The organism is Stenotrophomonas sp. YJH_SMC_43, assembly GCF_059372535.1.
Genome location: NZ_JCAFVQ010000003.1, coordinates 191,642 through 210,353, shown reverse-complemented (window position 1 = coordinate 210,353; position 18,712 = coordinate 191,642). Strand labels below are relative to the sequence as shown.

Annotated in this window: 14 protein-coding genes; 13 read left to right on the top strand and 1 reads right to left on the bottom strand. The window is 67.6% G+C overall.

From position 1 onward, the window contains the following. Positions 1 to 172 precede the first annotated feature (172 nt). Positions 173 to 2,596 (bottom strand): penicillin-binding protein 1A, encoded by a 2,424-nt coding sequence (locus tag AC5QAH_RS13165; protein WP_010484060.1) that lies wholly within the window; start codon positions 2,594 to 2,596, stop codon positions 173 to 175. Positions 2,597 to 2,815: 219 nt separating this feature from the next. On the opposite strand from AC5QAH_RS13165, the gene AC5QAH_RS13160 reads away from it, so the two are divergent. From AC5QAH_RS13160 to tkt, 13 genes are all read left to right on the top strand, one after another. Further along, the gene (locus AC5QAH_RS13160; RefSeq protein WP_010484061.1) at positions 2,816 to 3,874 is read left to right on the top strand and encodes a pilus assembly protein PilM; all 1,059 of its coding nucleotides are present in this window, start codon (positions 2,816 to 2,818) and stop codon (positions 3,872 to 3,874) included. Continuing rightward, positions 3,874 to 4,764 (top strand): PilN domain-containing protein, encoded by an 891-nt coding sequence (locus AC5QAH_RS13155; RefSeq protein ID WP_495232393.1) that lies wholly within the window; start codon positions 3,874 to 3,876, stop codon positions 4,762 to 4,764. Before AC5QAH_RS13160 ends, AC5QAH_RS13155 begins: the two co-directional genes overlap by 1 nt. Next, positions 4,761 to 5,417, top strand: coding sequence for a type IV pilus inner membrane component PilO (locus tag AC5QAH_RS13150; RefSeq protein ID WP_049410131.1), 657 nt, complete (start codon positions 4,761 to 4,763; stop codon positions 5,415 to 5,417). Before AC5QAH_RS13155 ends, AC5QAH_RS13150 begins: the two co-directional genes overlap by 4 nt. A gap of 26 nt (positions 5,418 to 5,443) precedes the next feature. Continuing rightward, a complete protein-coding gene (locus AC5QAH_RS13145; protein WP_010484064.1) occupies positions 5,444 to 5,950 on the top strand; it encodes a pilus assembly protein PilP in 507 nt (168 codons plus the stop codon). Between the two features lie 21 nt (positions 5,951 to 5,971). Further along, positions 5,972 to 7,945, top strand: coding sequence for a type IV pilus secretin PilQ (locus AC5QAH_RS13140; RefSeq protein ID WP_191849920.1), 1,974 nt, complete (start codon positions 5,972 to 5,974; stop codon positions 7,943 to 7,945). A 197-nt stretch (positions 7,946 to 8,142) separates the two neighbouring features. Further along, positions 8,143 to 9,168: an AAA family ATPase gene (locus AC5QAH_RS13135; protein WP_019659996.1), complete on the top strand. Its 1,026-nt coding sequence runs from the start codon at positions 8,143 to 8,145 to the stop codon at positions 9,166 to 9,168. A gap of 8 nt (positions 9,169 to 9,176) precedes the next feature. Beyond that, on the top strand, positions 9,177 to 10,106 hold the full coding sequence (locus AC5QAH_RS13130) for a DUF58 domain-containing protein (protein ID WP_495232392.1): 930 nt from the start codon (positions 9,177 to 9,179) through the stop codon (positions 10,104 to 10,106). Then, positions 10,103 to 10,552, top strand: a complete 450-nt coding sequence (locus AC5QAH_RS13125) for a DUF4381 family protein (RefSeq protein ID WP_100446626.1) — start codon at positions 10,103 to 10,105, stop codon at positions 10,550 to 10,552. The genes AC5QAH_RS13130 and AC5QAH_RS13125 overlap by 4 nt, the downstream gene beginning before the upstream one ends. Further along, the gene (locus tag AC5QAH_RS13120; RefSeq protein WP_019338744.1) at positions 10,549 to 11,553 is read left to right on the top strand and encodes a vWA domain-containing protein; all 1,005 of its coding nucleotides are present in this window, start codon (positions 10,549 to 10,551) and stop codon (positions 11,551 to 11,553) included. Before AC5QAH_RS13125 ends, AC5QAH_RS13120 begins: the two co-directional genes overlap by 4 nt. Next, complete coding sequence (locus AC5QAH_RS13115) at positions 11,550 to 13,388, top strand: tetratricopeptide repeat protein (protein WP_019338743.1); 1,839 nt, start codon at positions 11,550 to 11,552, stop codon at positions 13,386 to 13,388. The genes AC5QAH_RS13120 and AC5QAH_RS13115 overlap by 4 nt, the downstream gene beginning before the upstream one ends. Further along, positions 13,385 to 15,100 carry a BatD family protein gene (locus AC5QAH_RS13110; RefSeq protein WP_495232391.1) on the top strand — a complete coding sequence of 572 codons (1,716 nt, stop codon included), beginning with the start codon at positions 13,385 to 13,387 and terminating at the stop codon, positions 15,098 to 15,100. The genes AC5QAH_RS13115 and AC5QAH_RS13110 overlap by 4 nt, the downstream gene beginning before the upstream one ends. A gap of 57 nt (positions 15,101 to 15,157) precedes the next feature. Further along, the gene (locus tag AC5QAH_RS13105) at positions 15,158 to 16,477 is read left to right on the top strand and encodes a dicarboxylate/amino acid:cation symporter (protein WP_043403118.1); all 1,320 of its coding nucleotides are present in this window, start codon (positions 15,158 to 15,160) and stop codon (positions 16,475 to 16,477) included. 215 nt (positions 16,478 to 16,692) lie between these two features. Next, positions 16,693 to 18,690, top strand: coding sequence for a transketolase (gene tkt, locus AC5QAH_RS13100; RefSeq protein ID WP_010484072.1), 1,998 nt, complete (start codon positions 16,693 to 16,695; stop codon positions 18,688 to 18,690). Positions 18,691 to 18,712 lie beyond the last annotated feature (22 nt).

Here is an 18,712-nt window from a genome sequence, read left to right as displayed (position 1 = left end):
GCGCAGAGATGCCAACCAACGGTTGGCAGCTACCACGGCAAACGGGTGCCGTTGATCCTGTAGAGCCGAGCCCATGCTCGGCTGCTCTACCGCGGGCCCCCGAAGCCGAGCATGGGCTCGGCTCTACAAAGGGCAGTGCCAACCAAGGTTGGCACCCACCCATACCTGCCTCTTAGAAGATATCGAACGCGGCGGCGTCGGCCTGCGGCGTATTGAGGTTCAGGTCGTAGTCGGTCAGGCGGTCCATGTCTTCCACCTTCACCCACTCGGTCGCGCCGTTGAGGGTGGCCTGGACCATGCCGCTGGGCGGCTCGTTCTGCGCGATCGGGGTGTCCTTCAGCGCGGTGCGCATGTAGTCGATCCAGATCGGCAGGGCGGCCTTGCCACCGTATTCGCGGTAACCCAGCGAGCGGAAGTCGTCGCGGCCCACCCACACGGTGGTCACGTACGGGCCGCCGAAGCCCGAGAACCAGGCATCGCGGTGGTCGTTGGTGGAGCCGGTCTTGCCGCCCACGTCCTCGCGGCCGAGCACCTTGGCCTGGGCACCGGTACCGCGCTGGACCACGTCGCGCATCATCGACACCAGCTGGTAGGCAGTGCGGGCGTCGATCGCGCGCGGGGCGGTGCGGGCATCGGGGTTGACCGGCGCGGCCGGGGTCTCGGCCTTGGCTTCGGCCTTGGCCGCAGCAGCCGGGTCCACCTTCGGGGCCGGGGCGCCGAAGTTGAAGCCGTCCACCACCTGGTTGACCGGCTGGTCGCTGCTGCCGGCGCAGTCGCGGCAGGCCATCGCCGGGTTTTCCTTGAACACCAGGTTGCCGTCGCGGTCGTTCACCTGGTCGATCAGCCAGGTGTCCACGCGCGAGCCGCCGTTGGCGAACACAGCGTAGCCACGGGCCACCGACAGCGGGGTGAGCGACGCCGTACCCAGCGACATCGACAGGTTCGGCGGCAGTTCCGATTCGGCGAAACCAAATTCGCTGATGTACTTGCGCGCGTAGTCCACGCCCATGCCATCAAGCAGGCGCACCGAGACCAGGTTGCGCGACTGCACCAGTGCTTCACGCAGGCGCATCGGGCCGCGGAAGCCGCCGCCGTCGTTCTGCGGCGCCCAGGTCTTGCCGCGGCGGTCGCGGAACACGACCGGTGCGTCGAGCACGATCGAGGCCGGGTTGTAGCCCTTGTCGAAGGCCGCGGCGTAGATGAAGGGCTTGAAGCTCGAACCCGGCTGGCGGCGGGCCTGGGTGGCACGGTTGAACTTGTTGCCGGAGAAGCTGAAACCGCCAACCAGCGCCTTCAGCGCGCCGCTGTGGGCATCCAGCGAGACCAGCGCGGACTGGCCGCGCGGGAGCTGATCCAGCAGCCACTCACCTTCCTTGGCACCGGCACGCACGCGCACGATGTCACCGCGCTGCACCAGCTTGCCCGGGGTCTTGTTGGTCCACTTGGCGGCACCGGCCGGCAGCACGATCTCGCTGCGGTTGGCCAGCACCACGGTGGCGCTGCCATCGGCACCGGTGCTGGCAACGATGGCCGGCAGCAGGCCGGCCTGGCCGTACAGGCCACGCAGGTGCTCGGCCAGGGCGGCGGCGTCTTCGCCGGCACCCACCTGCACCTGCTTCTCCACGCCGTGCCAGCCGTGGCGGTGGTCGTACAGCAGCAGGCCGTCGCGCACCGACTGGTTGGCGGCGGTCTGCAGGGTCGAATCGATCGTGGTGGTGACGTGGTAGCCCTTGTTGACCACGTCACCGCCGAAGCGGGCGATCATTTCCTGGCGCACCAGTTCGGCCACGTACGGGGCATCGACCTGCACCGGCGGCTCATGCGCGGTGGCGTGCATCGGCACGGCCTTGGCCGCGTCGGCCTCGGCCTGGCTGACGAACTTCAGGTCGGCCATGCGCTGCAGCACATAGTTGTCACGACGCTGGCGGGCGCGCTCCGGGTTGGAGATCGGGTTGCCCGAGGACGGGAACTTGGGGATGCCGGCCAGCGAGGCCATCTCGTCCAGGTCCAGCTCGTTCAGTTTCTTGCCGTAATAGAACTCGGCGGCAGCGGCCACGCCGTAGGCGCGGTTGCCGAAGAAACTCTTGTTCAGGTACAGCTCGAAGATCTCGTCCTTGCTCAGCTCGGACTCGATCTTCCGCGCCAGCAGGATCTCGGCCAGCTTGCGGGTGTAGCTGTACTCGGAGCTGAGGAAGAACTGGCGGGCCACCTGCTGGGTGATGGTGGAGCCACCGGGCACGCGCTTGTCGTTGGTGGTGGCCAGCAGCCACACCGCACGGCCGATGCCCATGTAGTCCACGCCGCCGTGCTCGTAGAAGCGGGCGTCCTCGGTGGCCAGGAAGGCCTGCTTCAGGCGCTCGGGCACGTCCTTCATGGTGATCGGGGTACGCCGGGTCTCGCCGAACACCGCCATCAGCTTGCCGTCGGCAGCGTAGACGTACATCGGCTCCTGCATTTCCACGTCGCGCAGGGTCTGCACGTCGGGAAGCTTGGAGGACACGGCGTAGTACAGACCGCCTACGGCGGCCGCGCCGATCAGCGCCAGGACCAGGACAATCAGGAAGATCCAGCGCAGCCAGCGGCGGAGTCGAGTCATCGGGTTCAGATTCCGATTGCGAATTTCGTGGTCGCAGAGTATAGATTACGCAAGGTGGCGGCTGGGGTCGTCACCGGGGAGCGCAAGGGGAACAGTCAGGGGCTGCATGGTGAATCCGTGAGGGACTTCACAGCAGGGCCGTTGCCATTTGCTAAGAATACGTTATTAATGCTCGGGCGCAGGTCTTGCGTCCAAGTGCCCGTCGGCAGGGGAGAAACCGTGGGGCTCATCCCAAAAAGTCAGTCGCCGCTTGTAGGCGTCGACATCAGTTCGACTGCGGTAAAGCTTTTGCAGCTGTCCCGCAGTGGCAACCGTTTTCGTGTGGAACATTACGCCGTGGAACCTCTTCCGCCGAACGCGGTGGTGGAGAAGAACATCGTGGAAGTGGAGGCCGTGGGTGAGGCCATCCGCCGTGCGATGAACCGCTCGGGGAGCAAGGCCAAGCTGGCCGCTGCCGCCGTCGCCGGTTCGGCGGTGATCACCAAGGTGATCCCGATGCCGGCCGAGCTCGACGAAAACGACATGGAAGCCCAGATCGAGCTGGAAGCGGTCAACTACATTCCGTACCCGATCGAGGAAGTGAACCTGGACTTCGAGGTGATCGGGGCGATCCCGAACAACCCGGAGATGGTCCAGGTGCTGCTGGCCGCGTCGCGTTCGGAGAACGTGGAACTGCGCCAGTCGGCCCTGGAACTGGGTGGCCTGCAGGCCAAGGTGATGGACGTGGAGGCCTTCGCGGTCGAGAACGCCTATGCCCTGGTGGCCAGCGAGCTGCCGGTGTCCATCGAGGGCGTGGTCGCGCTGGTCGACATCGGCGCCACCATGACCACCCTCAACGTCCTGCGCGGTGGCCGCAGCCTGTACAGCCGCGAACAGGTGTTCGGTGGCAAGCAGCTGACCGACGAGATCATGCGCCGTTACGGCCTGAGCTACGAGGAAGCCGGCCTGGCCAAGCGCCAGGGCGGGCTGCCGGAAAGCTACGAGATGGAAGTGCTGGAGCCGTTCAAGGAAGCCACGGTCCAGCAGATCAGCCGCCTGCTGCAGTTCTTCTATGCAGGCAGCGAGTTCAACCGCGTTGACCACATCGTGCTGGCCGGCGGCTGCGCCGTGCTCGGCGGGCTGCCGGAAATGGTCGAGGAACAGCTGGGCGTGCCGACCGTGGTCGCCAACCCGCTGGCGCAGATGACCCTGGGGCCGAAGGTGAACGCACATGCGCTGGCCCAGGATGCCCCCGCGCTGATGATCGCCACCGGTCTGGCGCTGAGGAGCTTCGACTGATGGCACGCATCAATCTATTGCCCTGGCGCGCCGAGCGGCGCAAGCAACGCCAGCGCGAGTTCTACGCAATGCTGGGCATGGCCGCTGTCGGTGGCCTGCTGCTGTCGCTGGTGATCTGGTTCTATTACGACCGCCAGGTGAGCGGCCAGATGGACCGCAACGCCTATCTGGAAGCCGAGATCGAAAAGGTCAAGGAACAGAACAAGGAGATCGACCGCCTCGACGCGCAGAAGGAACGCCTGCTGGCCCGCAAGAAGGTCATTGAGGAACTGCAGGCCAAGCGCTCGCAGATGGTGCACCTGTTCGATGCGCTGGTGCGCACGATTCCCGATGGCCTGGTGCTGACCGCGCTGAAGCAGGAAGGCGACGTGCTGACCCTGGAAGGCCGCACCCAGTCCAACGCCCGTGTTTCGGCGTACATGCGCAACCTGGAGACCTCCGGCTGGATGACCAACCCGGAACTGTCGATCATCGAAGCGCGTGATCCCGAGAAGGACAAGGACGGCAAGGTTGGCCCGCTGGCCGACATCAAGGCGCTGCCCTATGTGTTCGTGGTCAAGGTGAAGCTGCCGGCGCAGAGTGAGGAAGTGGCCGGTACGCCAGGCCTCAACGCGGACGGTTCGGTGTCAACGCCGGCTCCGCCCGCAGTGGCCCCGCTTGCCGCCGGCCCGGATGCAGCGGCGCCCGCTGCACCGGCCGCAGGCCAGCCCGCTGCTGCTCCGGCTGCACCCGCCCCCGCCGCCGCTCCGGTCAATGCACCTGCTGCCACCCCGGCCGCGCCGAACCAGCCGGCAGCCCCGGCTGCCAAGCCTGCGCCGAAGCCCGAGGGCAGCCGCCTGGCGCAGCCGCCGCAGGCCTTCAACGCCCCGCTGCAGGGGGATCGCGCATGAGCCAGAAAATCGATCTGAAGAACCTGGATTTCAACGACATCGGCAACTGGCCGCAGAAGGCCAAGATCGTCTTCTGCTCGCTGTTGGCGCTGGTGATCATGTTCGTTGCGTGGATGCTGCTGATCAGTGGCAAGCGCGAGGAACTGGCCGGCCTGGAATCGAAGGAAGTCGACCTGCGTGCCGAGTTCACCAAGCAGCAGGAGCGCGCGGTGAACCTGGCGCCGCTGAAGCAGCAGCTGGCACAGATGGAACAGGTGCTGCAGCAGATGCTCCGGCAGTTGCCCAGCAAGACCGAAATGCCGGACCTGATCATCGACATCTCGCAGACGGCGTTGTCCAGCGGCCTGACCAACGAGCTGTTCGAGCCGGAGCAGGAGCAGGTCAAGGAGTTCTACGCCGAAAAGCCGATCAAGCTGCGCATGGTGGGCAGTTACCACCAGTTCGGTGCTTTCGTCAGTGGCGTGGCGTCGCTGCCGCGCGTGGTCATCCTGACCATGCACGACATCAACCTCAAGCCCAAGGACAAGGCCAGCGGCAACGCCCGCAGCGGTGCGCTGGAGCTGTCCGGCACGGTCAAGACCTATCGCTATCTGGATGAGACCGAGGTGCAGGCACAGCAGGCGGCTGACGCCGGCAAGGAGGAGAAGAAGTGATCCGTTCCCTCTTTGCGCGTTGTGGGATGGCTGCCGTCGTTCTGATGCTGGCTGCGTGCGGCCGCGATGTGACCAGCACGCCGGGTGATGCGCCGAACCTTGAAAAGTGGGTGGAAGGCGAGCGTGCCCGACCGGCGCAGCCGCTGGAGCCGCTGCCGGTGATGCAGCAGTTCGAAACCTTCGAATACTCCGCACAGGGTCTGCGCGACCCGTTCACCGATGCCTGGACCAATCCGCAGCAGGGGAATGGCGGATTGCGTCCGGATCCGAACCGGCGCAAGGAGCCGCTGGAAGGCTTCCCGCTGGATGCACTGGACATGGTCGGTACCATCGGCACCGGCGCCGCTACCGTGGCGCTGGTGATGGGGCCGGACAAGGTGACCTACCGGGTACGCCCGGGTGGGTACCTTGGGCAGAGCGACGGGCGGGTCACGGCGGTCTTCGAGGACCACGTGGAGCTGATCGAACTGGTGCCGGATGGCGCGGGCGGCTGGCTGGAACGGCCGGCAACGCTCTCGCTTGAAGATCAATGATCGTTTACTGGGGATAGCACGATGACCTTTCACCAAGCCAAGGGGCTGCGTCCCATCCGGCGCTCTACCTTGAACCGTGTCAGCGCGTTGGGAGTCGCGCTGATGCTGGCCTGCGCTCCGGCGCTGGCCGCCGCACCGGCCGAGAAGCCGGTGGGCGCCACTGTGGCACCGGCGGCAGCGCCGGCGGGCCTGTCGGTGGCCAAGATCGATTTCAAGCGCGGCGATGATGGCGCCGGGCGCCTGATCGTCCAGTTCGACGGCCAGGGCGCAGTCCCGGACCTGCGGACGCAGGGCAACAGCGTGGTGGTCGATGTCGGTAACGCCCGGCTGCCGGCCAACCTGCAGAAGCCGATGAACGTCACCGACTTCGCCACGCCGGTGCAGCGCATCGACGCCAAGCCGTCCGGTGCCGGTACCCAGCTGGTGCTCAGTACCGGTGGCGCGGTGGAGTCGCTGGCCTACCAGAGCGGCAACGAGTACGTGGTGGAGATCAGCCCGCGGCAAGCGCCCGCCGCGGTGGGCGCGGTCACTGCCGGCAGCGTCACCCAGGCTGCCAAGGCGGTGGGGCAGCGTGGCTTCACCGGCAAGCCGGTGACCTTCAACTTCCAGGACGTGCCGGTGCGCACCGTGCTGCAGTTGATCGCCGAAGAATCCAATCTCAACGTGGTGGCGTCCGATTCGGTACAGGGCAATGTGACCCTGCGCCTGGTCAACGTGCCGTGGGACCAGGCGCTGGACATCGTGCTGCGCGCCAAGGGCCTGGACAAGCGTCGCGATGGCAGCGTGATCTGGGTCGCTCCGCAGGCTGAGCTGGCCAAGTTCGAGCAGGAGAAGGAAGACGCGCGCATCGCCATCGAGAACCGCGAAGACCTGGTCACCGATTACGTCCAGATCAACTACCACAGCGCCACGCAGATCTTCAAAGCGCTGACCGAGGCCAAGGGCATCGGCGGCGGCAGTGGCGGCGGCAATGGCGGTGGTGGCGGTTCGTCGCAGGAAGACAGTGGTTTCCTGTCCTCGCGCGGCCGTATCGTGGCCGACGAGCGCACCAACACGCTGATGATCAGCGACATCCCGAAGAAGCTCGCGCGCATGCGTGAGCTGATCGGTGTGATCGACCGTCCGGTTGACCAGGTGCTGATCGAAAGCCGTATCGTCATCGCTACCGATACCTTCGCCCGCGAGCTGGGTGCGAAGTTCGGCATCAGCGGCAGCCGCGACAACGTGTACTTCAGCGGCAGCCTGGATGCCAATGCCGAAACCCGCAAGTCGCAGGTCGATACAGCGCAGGCCAACGCCAAGGCGATTCGCGAGTGGCAGGCCGGCGGCAGCGTCGGCCCGGCGCCTATTCCCAGCGGCCCGACCATCAAGCGCGGCCTGAACTGGAACCTGCCGGTGGCCGCAGCCAACAACCCTGGCTCGCTGGCGCTGTCGATCCTCAACGCAGGCTACCTGCTGGACGTGGAGCTGTCGGCCATGCAGGAAGAGTCGCGAGGTGAGGTGATCTCCAACCCGCGCGTGGTCACCACCAACCAGCGCGAGGCCATGATCAAGCAAGGCAAGGAAATCGGCTACGTCACCATCAGCGGCACCGGTGCTGCCGGTGGCGCCGGCTCCACCCCGAACGTGCAGTTCAAGGAAGTGGTGCTGGAACTGCGGGTGACCCCGACCATCACCAACGACAACCGCGTGTTCCTCAACATGCAGGTGAAGAAGGATGAAGTCGACCGCCTGATCGAGCTGCAGGGCTACGGCACGGTGCCGTCGATCAACCGCCGCGAGGTCAACACCGCGGTGCTGGTCGAGGATGGGCAGACCGTGGTCATCGGTGGTGTGTACGAGTTCACCGACCGCAGCAGCATCAGCAAGGTGCCGTTCCTGGGCGACGTGCCGTTCCTGGGCAACCTGTTCAAGAAGCGTGGCCGCAACAAGGACAAGGCCGAGCTGCTGGTGTTCGTGACCCCGAAGGTGCTGCGCGTGGCCAAGCAGAACTGAGCCCGCGCCACCCGCGAAACGAAGAAGGGCCGCCATGCGCGGCCCTTCTTCGTTACCGCCAGTAGATTCACGCCGCCCATGTCCAGTAGATCCACGCCATGCGTGGATGGGCCGTTCAGCCGTTCTTGATGCCAATCGCAGGGCACCCTGCGATGATGTCGGGAACCCGTGCCGTCCCGCGCCGGTCAAAGGCCCCCATGAACCTGCCACCGCCGATGCCCGAAACCGTCTCGCCGCCGCCCGCGCCGGCCACCTCCCGCCTGCATGGCGCCTTCACCCAGCTGCGCGATGCCCTGTCGGCCGAGATCGTCGGCCAGGCGGCACTGGTCGAACGCCTGCTGATCGCGCTGCTGGCCGATGGCCACCTGCTGGTGGAGGGCGCTCCGGGCCTGGCCAAGACCACGGCGATCCGTGCGCTGGCCTCGCGCCTGGAGGCTGACTTCGCCCGCGTGCAGTTCACCCCGGACCTGCTGCCGGCCGACCTGACCGGCACCGAGATCTGGCGCCCGCAGGAAGGCCGCTTCGAATTCGTACCCGGACCGATCTTCCACCCGATCCTGCTGGCCGATGAAATCAACCGCGCGCCAGCCAAGGTGCAGTCCGCATTGCTGGAAGCGATGGGCGAGCGCCAGGTTACCGTTGGCCGCCACACCTACGCGCTGCCGCCGCTGTTCCTGGTGATGGCCACGCAGAACCCGATCGAACAGGAAGGCACCTTCCCGCTGCCGGAAGCACAGCTGGACCGCTTCCTGATGCATGTGCGCATCGGCTACCCGGACCAGGCTGCCGAATCGGAGATCCTGCGCCTGGCCCGCGAGCGCGCCCGTGGCGCACTGGGCGAAGCCGCACCGGCGCCGGAAAAGCTGCCGATGCAGGATGTGTTCGATGCCCGCCGCGAAGTGCTGGACCTGCACATGGCGCCGGCGCTGGAGCGCTACCTGATCGAGCTGGTGCTGGCTTCGCGTGATCCGGCGCGCTATGACGCTGGCCTTGGCCGCCGCATTGCCTGGGGCGCCAGCCCGCGCGGTTCCATCGCACTGGAACGCTGCGCGCGTGCGCGCGCCTGGCTGGCCGGCCGCGATTTCGTCACCCCTGATGATGTGCGTGCGGTCGCTGCCGACGTGCTGCGCCATCGCGTGCTGCCCAGCTACGAAGCTACTGCCGAAGGCTGGGATGGCGAACGCCTGGTGCAGGAGCTGCTGGCCCGGGTGCCGGCACCCTGAGCCTGCGCATGACCGATCCATCCCTGGACCACGCCTCCTCCGTCAGCGACGGTGACGGGCTGCGCCCGCAGCTGTCCGAACTGGTGGCGCTGCGCCGCCTTGCACAGCGTCCGCCGCCGCCACGCCGTGGCCGTGCCGGCAACGTCGGGCAGGCGCCGTCACCGCTGCGTGGGCGTGGCATGGAATATGCCGAGTCACGCGAGTACGTGGCCGGTGATGATGCGCGGCATATCGACTGGCGGGTGACCGCACGGACCGGTCGTGCCCACACCAAACTGTTCCAGGCCGAACGCGAGCGGGTCAGCCTGATCGTGGCCGATACCTCGCCGGCCCTGTACTTCGGCACCCGCGTGCGCTTCAAATCGGTGCAGGCCGCACGTGCAGGCGCCGTCGCCGCGTGGTCGGCGCAACGTCGTGGCGATCGCATCGGAGCCCTGCGTGGCAGCGACCGTGAACCACCGATCGCACCGGCAGGAGGCCCGCGCGGCGTGCTGCGCGTGCTGGATGCGCTCACCCGCTGGTATGCGCAGCCCCCGGCCGATGACCTTGGCCTGGAACGCGCGCTGGACCATGCCGGTCGCGTCCTGCGCCCCGGTGCACGTGTGCTGGTGCTGGCCGATCCGCAGCAGGCCATCCGCATTCCGCCCGCGCGCTGGAGCGCGCTGGCCCAGCATCACGACCTCAGCCTGGTGCTGCTGGTCGATCCACTGGAGCTGCAGCCACCGTCGGCCGCACTGCAGTTCCAGACCGCGCAGCAGCGCATCGGTCTCGACCTGCGCCGCAGCGAAGTGCAGGCGCACTGGCAGGCGCATTTTGTCGAGCCGCTGCAGGAACTGCGGCGCCAGCTCGGCGCGCGCCGCGTCGACGTACAGGTGCTGTCCTCCGATGCGCCCAGCGACACCTGGCTGGCACCATCCCCCACCGAGGTGCCGGCATGAGCGCCAACCTGCCGCTGCGCGATGTGCAGCTGCCGCCGGCCCCATCATGGTGGCCACCGGCACCGGGCTATCTGATGATCGGCGGCGTGGTGCTGCTGTTGCTGGTGGCGATGGCCTTCCTGTGGTGGCAGCGCCGCCGACGCCGCCAACGCTGGTTGCAGGTGTTTGATCAGGAGCTGGCAACCACCGCCGATGCGGCTGCCGAACTGGCGGCGATCGCAGGGCTGCTGCGTCGCGCTGCACGCCAGGCACAGCCCGGCAGTGAATCCCTGCGCGATGACGCCTGGTGGCAGCGCGTGGATCCGGAAGGCACGCTGCCCGCGGCACGTCGCAGCCTGTTGGCGGAAGGTGCCTATCGCCCACGGGTGGACGCCAACGATGTGGCGGCGCTGCGCAGCTGGGCGCGCGAGCGCTACCTGGCCATGCTGCTGGAGCGCCGCCGATGAACCTGCTGGCAAGTTACTGGCCATGGCCGGACCTGCAGCTGGCGTGGCCGCTGGCCCTGCTGGCGCTGCCGTTGCCGTTGCTGATGCGCTGGTGGAAGCGTCGTGCCGACCCCGGCGCTGCGCTGCGCGTGCCCTATGCAGCGACGGAACTGGAAGCGCTGGCCGGTGGCGGCCGCGTCGATGTGTCGTGGCTGCGAACGCTGCTGTTGTGGCTGGGCTGGTGCGCGCTGTGCATCGCACTCACGCGCCCGCAGCAGTTGGGCGAGGCCATCACCCCGCCGCAGCAGGGCCGGCAGATGATGCTGGCGATGGACGTGTCCGGCAGCATGGGCGAGGGCGACATGGTGCTGGGCGGGCAGGCGGTGGATCGCCTGACCGCGGCCAAGGCCGTGCTCGCCGATTTCCTTGATCGTCGTGCAGGTGATCGCATCGGCCTGCTGATCTTCGGCGACCGCGCCTACACGCTTACGCCGCTTACTGCCGATCTGGCCAGCGTGCGCGACCAGCTGCGCGACAGCGTGGTCGGCCTGGCCGGGCGCGAGACGGCCATCGGTGATGCCATCGGCCTGGCAGTGAAACGCCTGCGCAGCCAACCGGAGGGGCAGCGCGTGCTGATCCTGCTGACCGACGGCGTCAGCAACGCCGGGGTGCTGGAGCCGCTGCGTGCGGCGGAAGTGGCCCGCGCCGAAGGTGTACGCATCCACACCGTCGCGTTTGGTGGCGATGGCAGCATGCGCCTGTTCGGCATTCCCATTTCCGCCGACCAGGATCCGGTCGACGAGGCCACGTTGAAAAAGATTGCCAGCATGACCGGTGGCCAGTTCTTCCGCGCCCGCGATACCGCGCAGCTGGCCGGCATCTACGCCGAACTGGACCGGCTGGAGCCGATCGCGGCGAAGGGGCCAAGCCTGCGACCGCGCGAGGAGCGCTATGCCTGGCCGTTGGGCCTGGCGTTGTTGCTGGGTGCGTTGGCATGGGTGTGGCCGGAGCGCCGCCGATGATCGCGTTGGCATCCCATCTTCCCGACTGGAATGCGCTGCACTTCCTGCGCCCGGAATGGCTGTGGGCCTTGCTGGCATTGCCGCTGATCCTCGCGCTGGCGTTGTACCGGCAGCGGCGCAGCGATGTGTGGCGAACAGCAGTCGATGCCCACCTGTTGCCGCATCTGCTGGCTGCGGGCACGCGCCGCCGTGCACGCCTGCCCTGGGCCGTGCTGCTGGGCTGGACGCTGGCCTCGCTGGCCATGGCCGGGCCGAGCTGGCGCCAGCAGGCACAGCCGATGTTCCAGGCCAGCGCACCGCTGCTGGTCGTGCTGGATCTGTCCAGCCGGATCAATGCCACCGACCTGCCGCCGTCGCGCCTGCTGCAGGCCCGGGCGAAAGTGGGTGAGCTGCTGCGTGCCCGCCAGGGCGGACAGGTGGGCCTGGTGGTCTACGCCGAGGATGCCTACACCGTGGCGCCGCTGACCGACGACGGCAGCAACGTTGCGCTGTATCTGGACGCGTTGTCGCCGGATGTGATGCCACGCGACGGCCACCGTGCCGACCGCGGTATCGACTGGGCGACGCGGTTGATGCGCCAGATCGGGGCATTGCGGGGGCAGATCCTGCTGGTGAGCGATCAGGCGGATGATGAAGCGGCACTGGCCGCCGCGCAGGCGCGCAGCCTCGGCCTGCAGGTGTCGGTACTGGGCCTGGGCACAGCTGCCGGTGCGGCGTACCGGGATGGCAGTGGGCAGATCCGCCAGGCTGCGCTGGATGAAGGCAGCCTGCGTGCGGTGGCTACCGCCGGTGGTGGCCGTTATGCACGCATCGCCGCCGATGACAGTGATCTGCGCGCACTGGGTGTACTGGATGCACGCGAAGGTACTGCGGCGCAGCGGCCCGGGGAGGGCAAGCAATGGCGTGATGAAGGGTTCTGGCTGCTGCCACCGGTGATGCTGCTGGCGCTGCTGGCCTTCCGCCGCCGCGCGCTGCTGGCGGCGGTGCTGGCGGTGGGCCTGCTGCCGTGGATGAGTGATGTGCAGGCGCAGGCACCCGCCGTGCCGGCTTCACCGCCGGTGCAGGGCACACTGTGGAAGCGCGCCGACCAGGTGCAGCACCAGCGTCTGGCCGAAGGTGCGCAGGCGTACCGCAATGGCGATTTCGCCAGTGCCCGCAAGCAGTTCGAGGGCATCGACAGCGATGCGGGCTGGTACAACCTGGCCAATGCACTGGCCCGCCAAGGCAACTACGACGAAGCCATTGCCGCCTACGACCGCGCGCTGGCACTGCATCCCGGCATGGCCGACGCGGTCGCCAACCGCGCCGTGGTCGATGCCGCGCGCAAGCGCAAGCAGTCGGGTGGCAAAGGCCAGGATCAGCAGAAGCCACCGCAGAACGGGCAGCAGAAGCCACCGCAGAACGGCCAGGGGCAGCAGAATCCGCAGGGCCAGCAGCCGCAGCAGGGCCAGCAGAATCCCGGCCAGGGCCAGCCGCAACCGGGCCAGCAGGGGCAGCCCAAGCCCGGTGACGACAAGAACCCGTCGAGCCCGCAGCCCGGCGAGCGCGGGCGCGATGGACAGCAGGCGCCACCACAGGTGGAGGATGCCAAGGCACAGGCCCAGGCGGATGAGCAGCAGCGCCAGCGCATGCAGCAGGCAATGCAGCAGGCACGTGAGGGCAAGGGCGAACAGGATGGCAAGCCCGTGCCAGGCAGCGACGGCACCACCCCGCGCCAACGCGAGGAGCAACAGGCGGTGGAGGCGTGGATGCGGCGCGTACCGGATGATCCGGGCGCATTGCTGCGGGCCAAGTTCCAGCTGGAAAACGAACGCAGGAAGAGGGAAGGGCGATGACGCGGGCGATCAACATGCACGGGCGCTGGCCACTGCAGGTACTGGCAGCACTGCTGCTGTGGCTGCCGCTGCTGGCGTGGGCGCAGCCGCGCGCGTGGCTGGACCGCGACCGCATTGCGATGGGCGAGACGGTCACCCTCAATGTCGAGAGCGATCAGGGCGCACCAGATTTCACGCCGTTGCGTACCGACTTCGATCTCAGCGGCCAGACCAGCAGCCGTCAGGTGGAGTGGAGCAATGGCAGCATGCAGCAGCGCAATCTGTATGGCGTGGCACTCACGCCGCGGCGTAGCGGTGCACTGGTGGTGCCGGGCCTGCAGGTGGGCAGCGTGCGTACCGCGCCGCTGACCCTGCAGGTGGATGCCGCTGCCGTGGCCGGCCCCGACAGCAACGCGGTGGCCTTCATCGAAACCGTTGTCGATGACCAGACGCCGTATGTGCAGCAGAGCGTAGGCGTGGTGGTGCGGTTGTATTTCGCCTCGCAGCTGGCCTCCGGCGAACTGGTGCTGGATACCCCGGCCGGTGCGTCGTTGCAGCGGGTGGGCGATGACCGCACCGATGTGCGGCAGGTCAATGGCCGCCGCTACAACGTGGTCGAGCGGCGCTTCCTGCTGATCCCCGAGCGCAGCGGTGCACTTCGGCTGGCCGGTGCGCGTTTCAGTGGGCGCAGTGCCGGTGGCTTCTTCGACGACTTCTTTGGCGGCGGCGACGGGCGGATGAATGCCACCGGCGCCGACCGCACGTTGCAGGTACAGGCACAGCCGGCACAGGCGCCGCAGCCGTGGCTGCCGCTGCAGGGCCTGCAGCTGCGCTACACCAGTGCACCGACCAGCGCACGTACCGGTGAGGCGGCCAACGTGGTGGTCGAGGCGATTGCCGACGGTGCCACCCGCGCGCAGTTCACCGACCTGCCGGTGCCCGACGTTGGCAGCGCCGCGCAGGTGTTCGCCGAACCGGCGCAGTACGAAGAGACCTTCAACGGCAGCACGCCGCGGCTGAAGATCACCCGCCGTTACTCGATCGTGCCGCGCCAGCCGGGTTCGCTGGTGGTGCCGGGGCCGCGCCTGCCGTGGTGGGACGTGCGCAACGGCAAGCCACAGGAAGCGAAGCTGCCGGACCTGACACTCGCCGTCGCAGCCGGTAATGGCGGTGGCAGTGCTTCACCTGCGCCGCTGCCGCCGATCGACACCGATGCTGCGCTGCCGGGGGGCGATGGCCAGGACAGTCGTATCGCGGCCACCGATCCGCGCGCCAGCGGCCTGGCCGAGCGTCCGTGGCCATGGATGGGCGCCGCCATCGGCCTGGCGCTGCTGTGGCTGCTGACCCTGTTGTGGGGCTGGCAGCGTGGCCGTCGCCCGCGCGTGGCGTCGCCTGAGGCGGGCAGGGGGGCTGTGCCGGCTGTGGCGACTGGACGTGCCGGCCTGGCCGAACTGCGCCGCGCGCTGGATGGTGAAGGCTTCGATCAGGTAGAAGCTCAGCTGTGCGCGATGGCCGGCGTTGAACGCATCGAGCAGGTCATCGCGCGGTTGGATGACCCGGCCCAGCGCCAGGTGCTGCAGGACCTGCAACAGGCGCGCTGGGGCGGGCAAGGTGATCTGGCGCCGCTGCGCACGCGCCTGCGCGGGGTCTTCCGTGACGGACCGCACTGGTCGGCGGCGGCGATCACCGCTGACACTGGCCTGGCGCCGCTGTATCCGCCGCGGCGAACCTGAACCGGCGCCGCTTGCGCGCTTTGTTAGAGTGCATTCATTTTTCGAGGAAACCCGCGCATGACAGCAGCTGCTGCCGACAAGAAGAAGTTGCCCCTGCATTGGAAGATGGGCATCGGCTTTGCGATCGGCCTGATCCTGGGACTGATCGTGCACGCCCTGGGTGGCAGCGTCGATGGTCTGCAGGCCGGTGCCAAGTGGGTAATGGACTACATCACCACCCCGGCGTCGGGCCTGTTCCTCAACCTGATCTTCATGCTGATCGTGCCGCTGATCTTCTCGGCGCTGATCATGGGCGTGTCGGAGATGGGCGACATCCGCGCCCTCGGTCGCATCGGCTGGAAGACCCTGGCGTATACCGTGCTGCTGTCCGGCATTGCCGTGGGCATCGGCCTGGTGCTGGTCAACCTGCTCAAGCCGGGTGCCGGCGTCGACCCGCAGGTCGCCGCGATGATGCTGTCGGAGAACGCAGAGCGCAGCAAGGAAATCGTTGCTGGCATCCATGGCACGCCGAAGGGCATGGACATGCTGCTGTCGATCGTGCCGAGCAACGTGCTGCAGGCGGCGTCTGACAACGGTGCGATCCTGTCGCTGATGTTCTTCGCGCTGATGTTCGGCATCGGCATGGTGCTGACCGACAACGAGAAGGTCGCACCGCTGCGCCGCGCCATCGAAGGCGTGTTCGAAATCTCGATGACCCTGATCAACCTGGTCATCCGCCTGGCCCCGTATGCGGTGGCCTGCTTCATGTTCAACCTGGCCGCGCTGTTCGGCTTCGAGCTGATCATCCGCCTGGGCGCCTACGTGGGCGTGGTGGTGCTGGCGCTGGGCCTGCACATGATCGTGACCTACGGCACCGCCGTGTGGCTGTCCGGCCGCTCGCCGCTGTCGTTCTTCCGCGATACCCAGGAAGCGACGGTGATGGCGTTCTCCACCGCCTCCAGCAACGCCACCCTGCCGACCGCGCTGCGCGTGGCCGACCAGATGGGCCTGCCGCAGCGCGTGTCGCGCTTCGTGCTGACCGTGGGCGCCACCGCCAACCAGAACGGCACTGCGCTGTTCGAGGGCGTGACGGTGATCTTCCTGGCCCAGTTCTTTGGCGTGGACCTGAGCATCGGCCAGCAGATCATGGTGATGGCGGTCTGCATCCTCGGTGGCATCGGCACGGCCGGCGTGCCGTCGGGCTCGCTGCCGGTGGTGGCGATGATCTGCGCGATGGTGGGCGTGAACCCGCTGGGCATCGGCCTGATCCTGGGCGTGAACCACTTCCTGGACATGTGCCGTACCGCCCTGAACGTGACCGGCGACCTGGCCCTGACCACCCTGGTGGCCAAGGGCGAGTCCCACGACGGCCCGGCGCTTACGCCCCACCAGGACTGAGTCCAAGGCCACTGCTGGCGACCTGATCGGGGTCGGATTCCTTTCTGCAGGGAAAGGTATCCGACCCCTTTTCACATGCGGAATCCGGCGGAGATCATGAAAGTGCCGGCCAGCGGCCGGCACTACCGGGCAAGGTGAACCGACCCCCCGCCCGGCGACTATGGGACAATAGGCCGCCCGCACGTCCGCGGCCGCCTCCCGATTCCGACAGAACCATGACGCAGCCTACCCGTCGCCAGTTGGCCAACGCCATCCGCTTCCTTGCCGCCGATGCGGTTGAAACCGCAAAGTCCGGCCACCCCGGCATGCCCATGGGCATGGCCGACATCGCCGAAGTCCTCTGGAACGACTACCTCCGCCACAACCCGAGCAATCCGCACTGGTTCAACCGCGACCGTTTCGTGCTGTCCAACGGCCACGGTTCGATGCTGCAGTACGCGCTGCTGCACCTGAGCGGTTACGACCTGCCGATCGAGCAGCTGAAGCTGTTCCGCCAGCTGGGGAGCCACACCGCCGGCCACCCGGAACGCCATGAGACCCCGGGCGTGGAAACCACCACCGGCCCGCTGGGCCAGGGTTTCGCCAACGCCGTGGGCTTCGCCCTGGCCGAGAAGCTGCTGGCACAGCGCTTCAACCGCCCGGAGCTGGAAGTGGTCGACCACCGCACCTGGGTGTTCATGGGCGATGGCTGCCTGATGGAAGGCGTGTCGCATGAAGCGGCGTCGCTGGCCGGTACCTGGGGCCTGCACAAGCTGGTCTGCTTCTGGGACAACAACCACATCTCCATCGACGGCAACGTCGAGGGCTGGTTCACCGACAACACCCCGGAGCGTTTCGAAGCCTATGGCTGGAACGTGGTCCGTGACGTCGATGGCCACGACCCGGAAAGCATCAAGGCCGGCATCGAGGCCGCGCTGTCGCAGAGCGACAAGCCGACCCTGATCTGCTGCCGCACCACCATTGGTTTTGGTTCGCCGAACAAGGCGGGCAAGGAATCCAGCCACGGCGCACCGCTGGGCAAGGACGAACTGGAAGCCACCCGCAAGCAGCTGGGCTGGGAGTACGGTCCGTTCGAGATCCCGCAGGCGATCTACGACGGCTGGCGCGCCAATGGCGCCGGCACCCTGCGCCAGGCCGAGTGGGAACAGCTGTTCGACAAGTACGCCAGCCAGTACCCGGGCGAGGCCGCCGAACTGACCCGTCGTTCGCACGGCGAACTGCCGGCCGACTTCGTTGCCAAGGCCGATGCCTACATCGCCCAGGTGGCGGCTGAAGGCCCGACGATCGCCTCGCGCAAGGCCTCGCAGCTGGCCATTGAAGCCTATGCCCCGCTGCTGCCGGAAATCGTCGGCGGCTCGGCCGACCTGGCGCACTCCAACCTGACCCTGTGGAAGGGCAGCAAGTCCGTTGCCAGCGACGACGCCAACGCCAACTACGTGTACTACGGCGTGCGCGAGTTCGGCATGACCGCCATTGCCAATGGCCTGGCCCTGCACGGTGGCTTCATTCCGTTCGACGCCACCTTCCTGGTGTTCAGCGATTACGCCCGCAATGGCGTGCGCATGAGCGCGCTGATCCCGGCCCACGCCATCCACGTCTACACCCACGATTCGATCGGCCTGGGCGAAGACGGCCCGACCCACCAGCCGGTGGAGCACCTGGCCTCGCTGCGCTACATCCCGAACAACGACGTGTGGCGCCCGTGCGATGCGGTCGAGTCGGCAGTGAGCTGGAAGGCCGCGATCACCCGCCAGGACGGCCCGAGCTGTCTGGTGTTCAGCCGCCAGAACCTGCCGCACCAGCCGCGCAACGCCGAGCAGATCGCCCAGATCGAGCGCGGTGGCTACGTGCTGGCCGATGCCGCCGGCACTCCGGACGTGATCCTGATCGCCACCGGTTCGGAAGTTTCGCTGGCCACTGAAGCCAAGGCCCAGCTGGATGCGGCCGGCCTCAAGACCCGCGTGGTCTCGATGCCGTCCACCGACGTGTTCCTGCGCCAGGATGCGGCCTACCGTGAATCGGTGCTGCCGAACGCCGTGCGCAAGCGCGTGGCCGTGGAAGCCGGCGTCACCGGCTTCTGGCGCCAGTTCGTCGGCCTGGACGGTGCAGTGATCGGCATTGACACCTTCGGTGCCTCGGCCCCGGCCGACCAGCTGTACAAGCACTTCGGCATCACCACCGCCCACGTGGTGGAAGCCGCCAAGGCGCTGTAAGCAGCATCGCAGCGTGATGAAG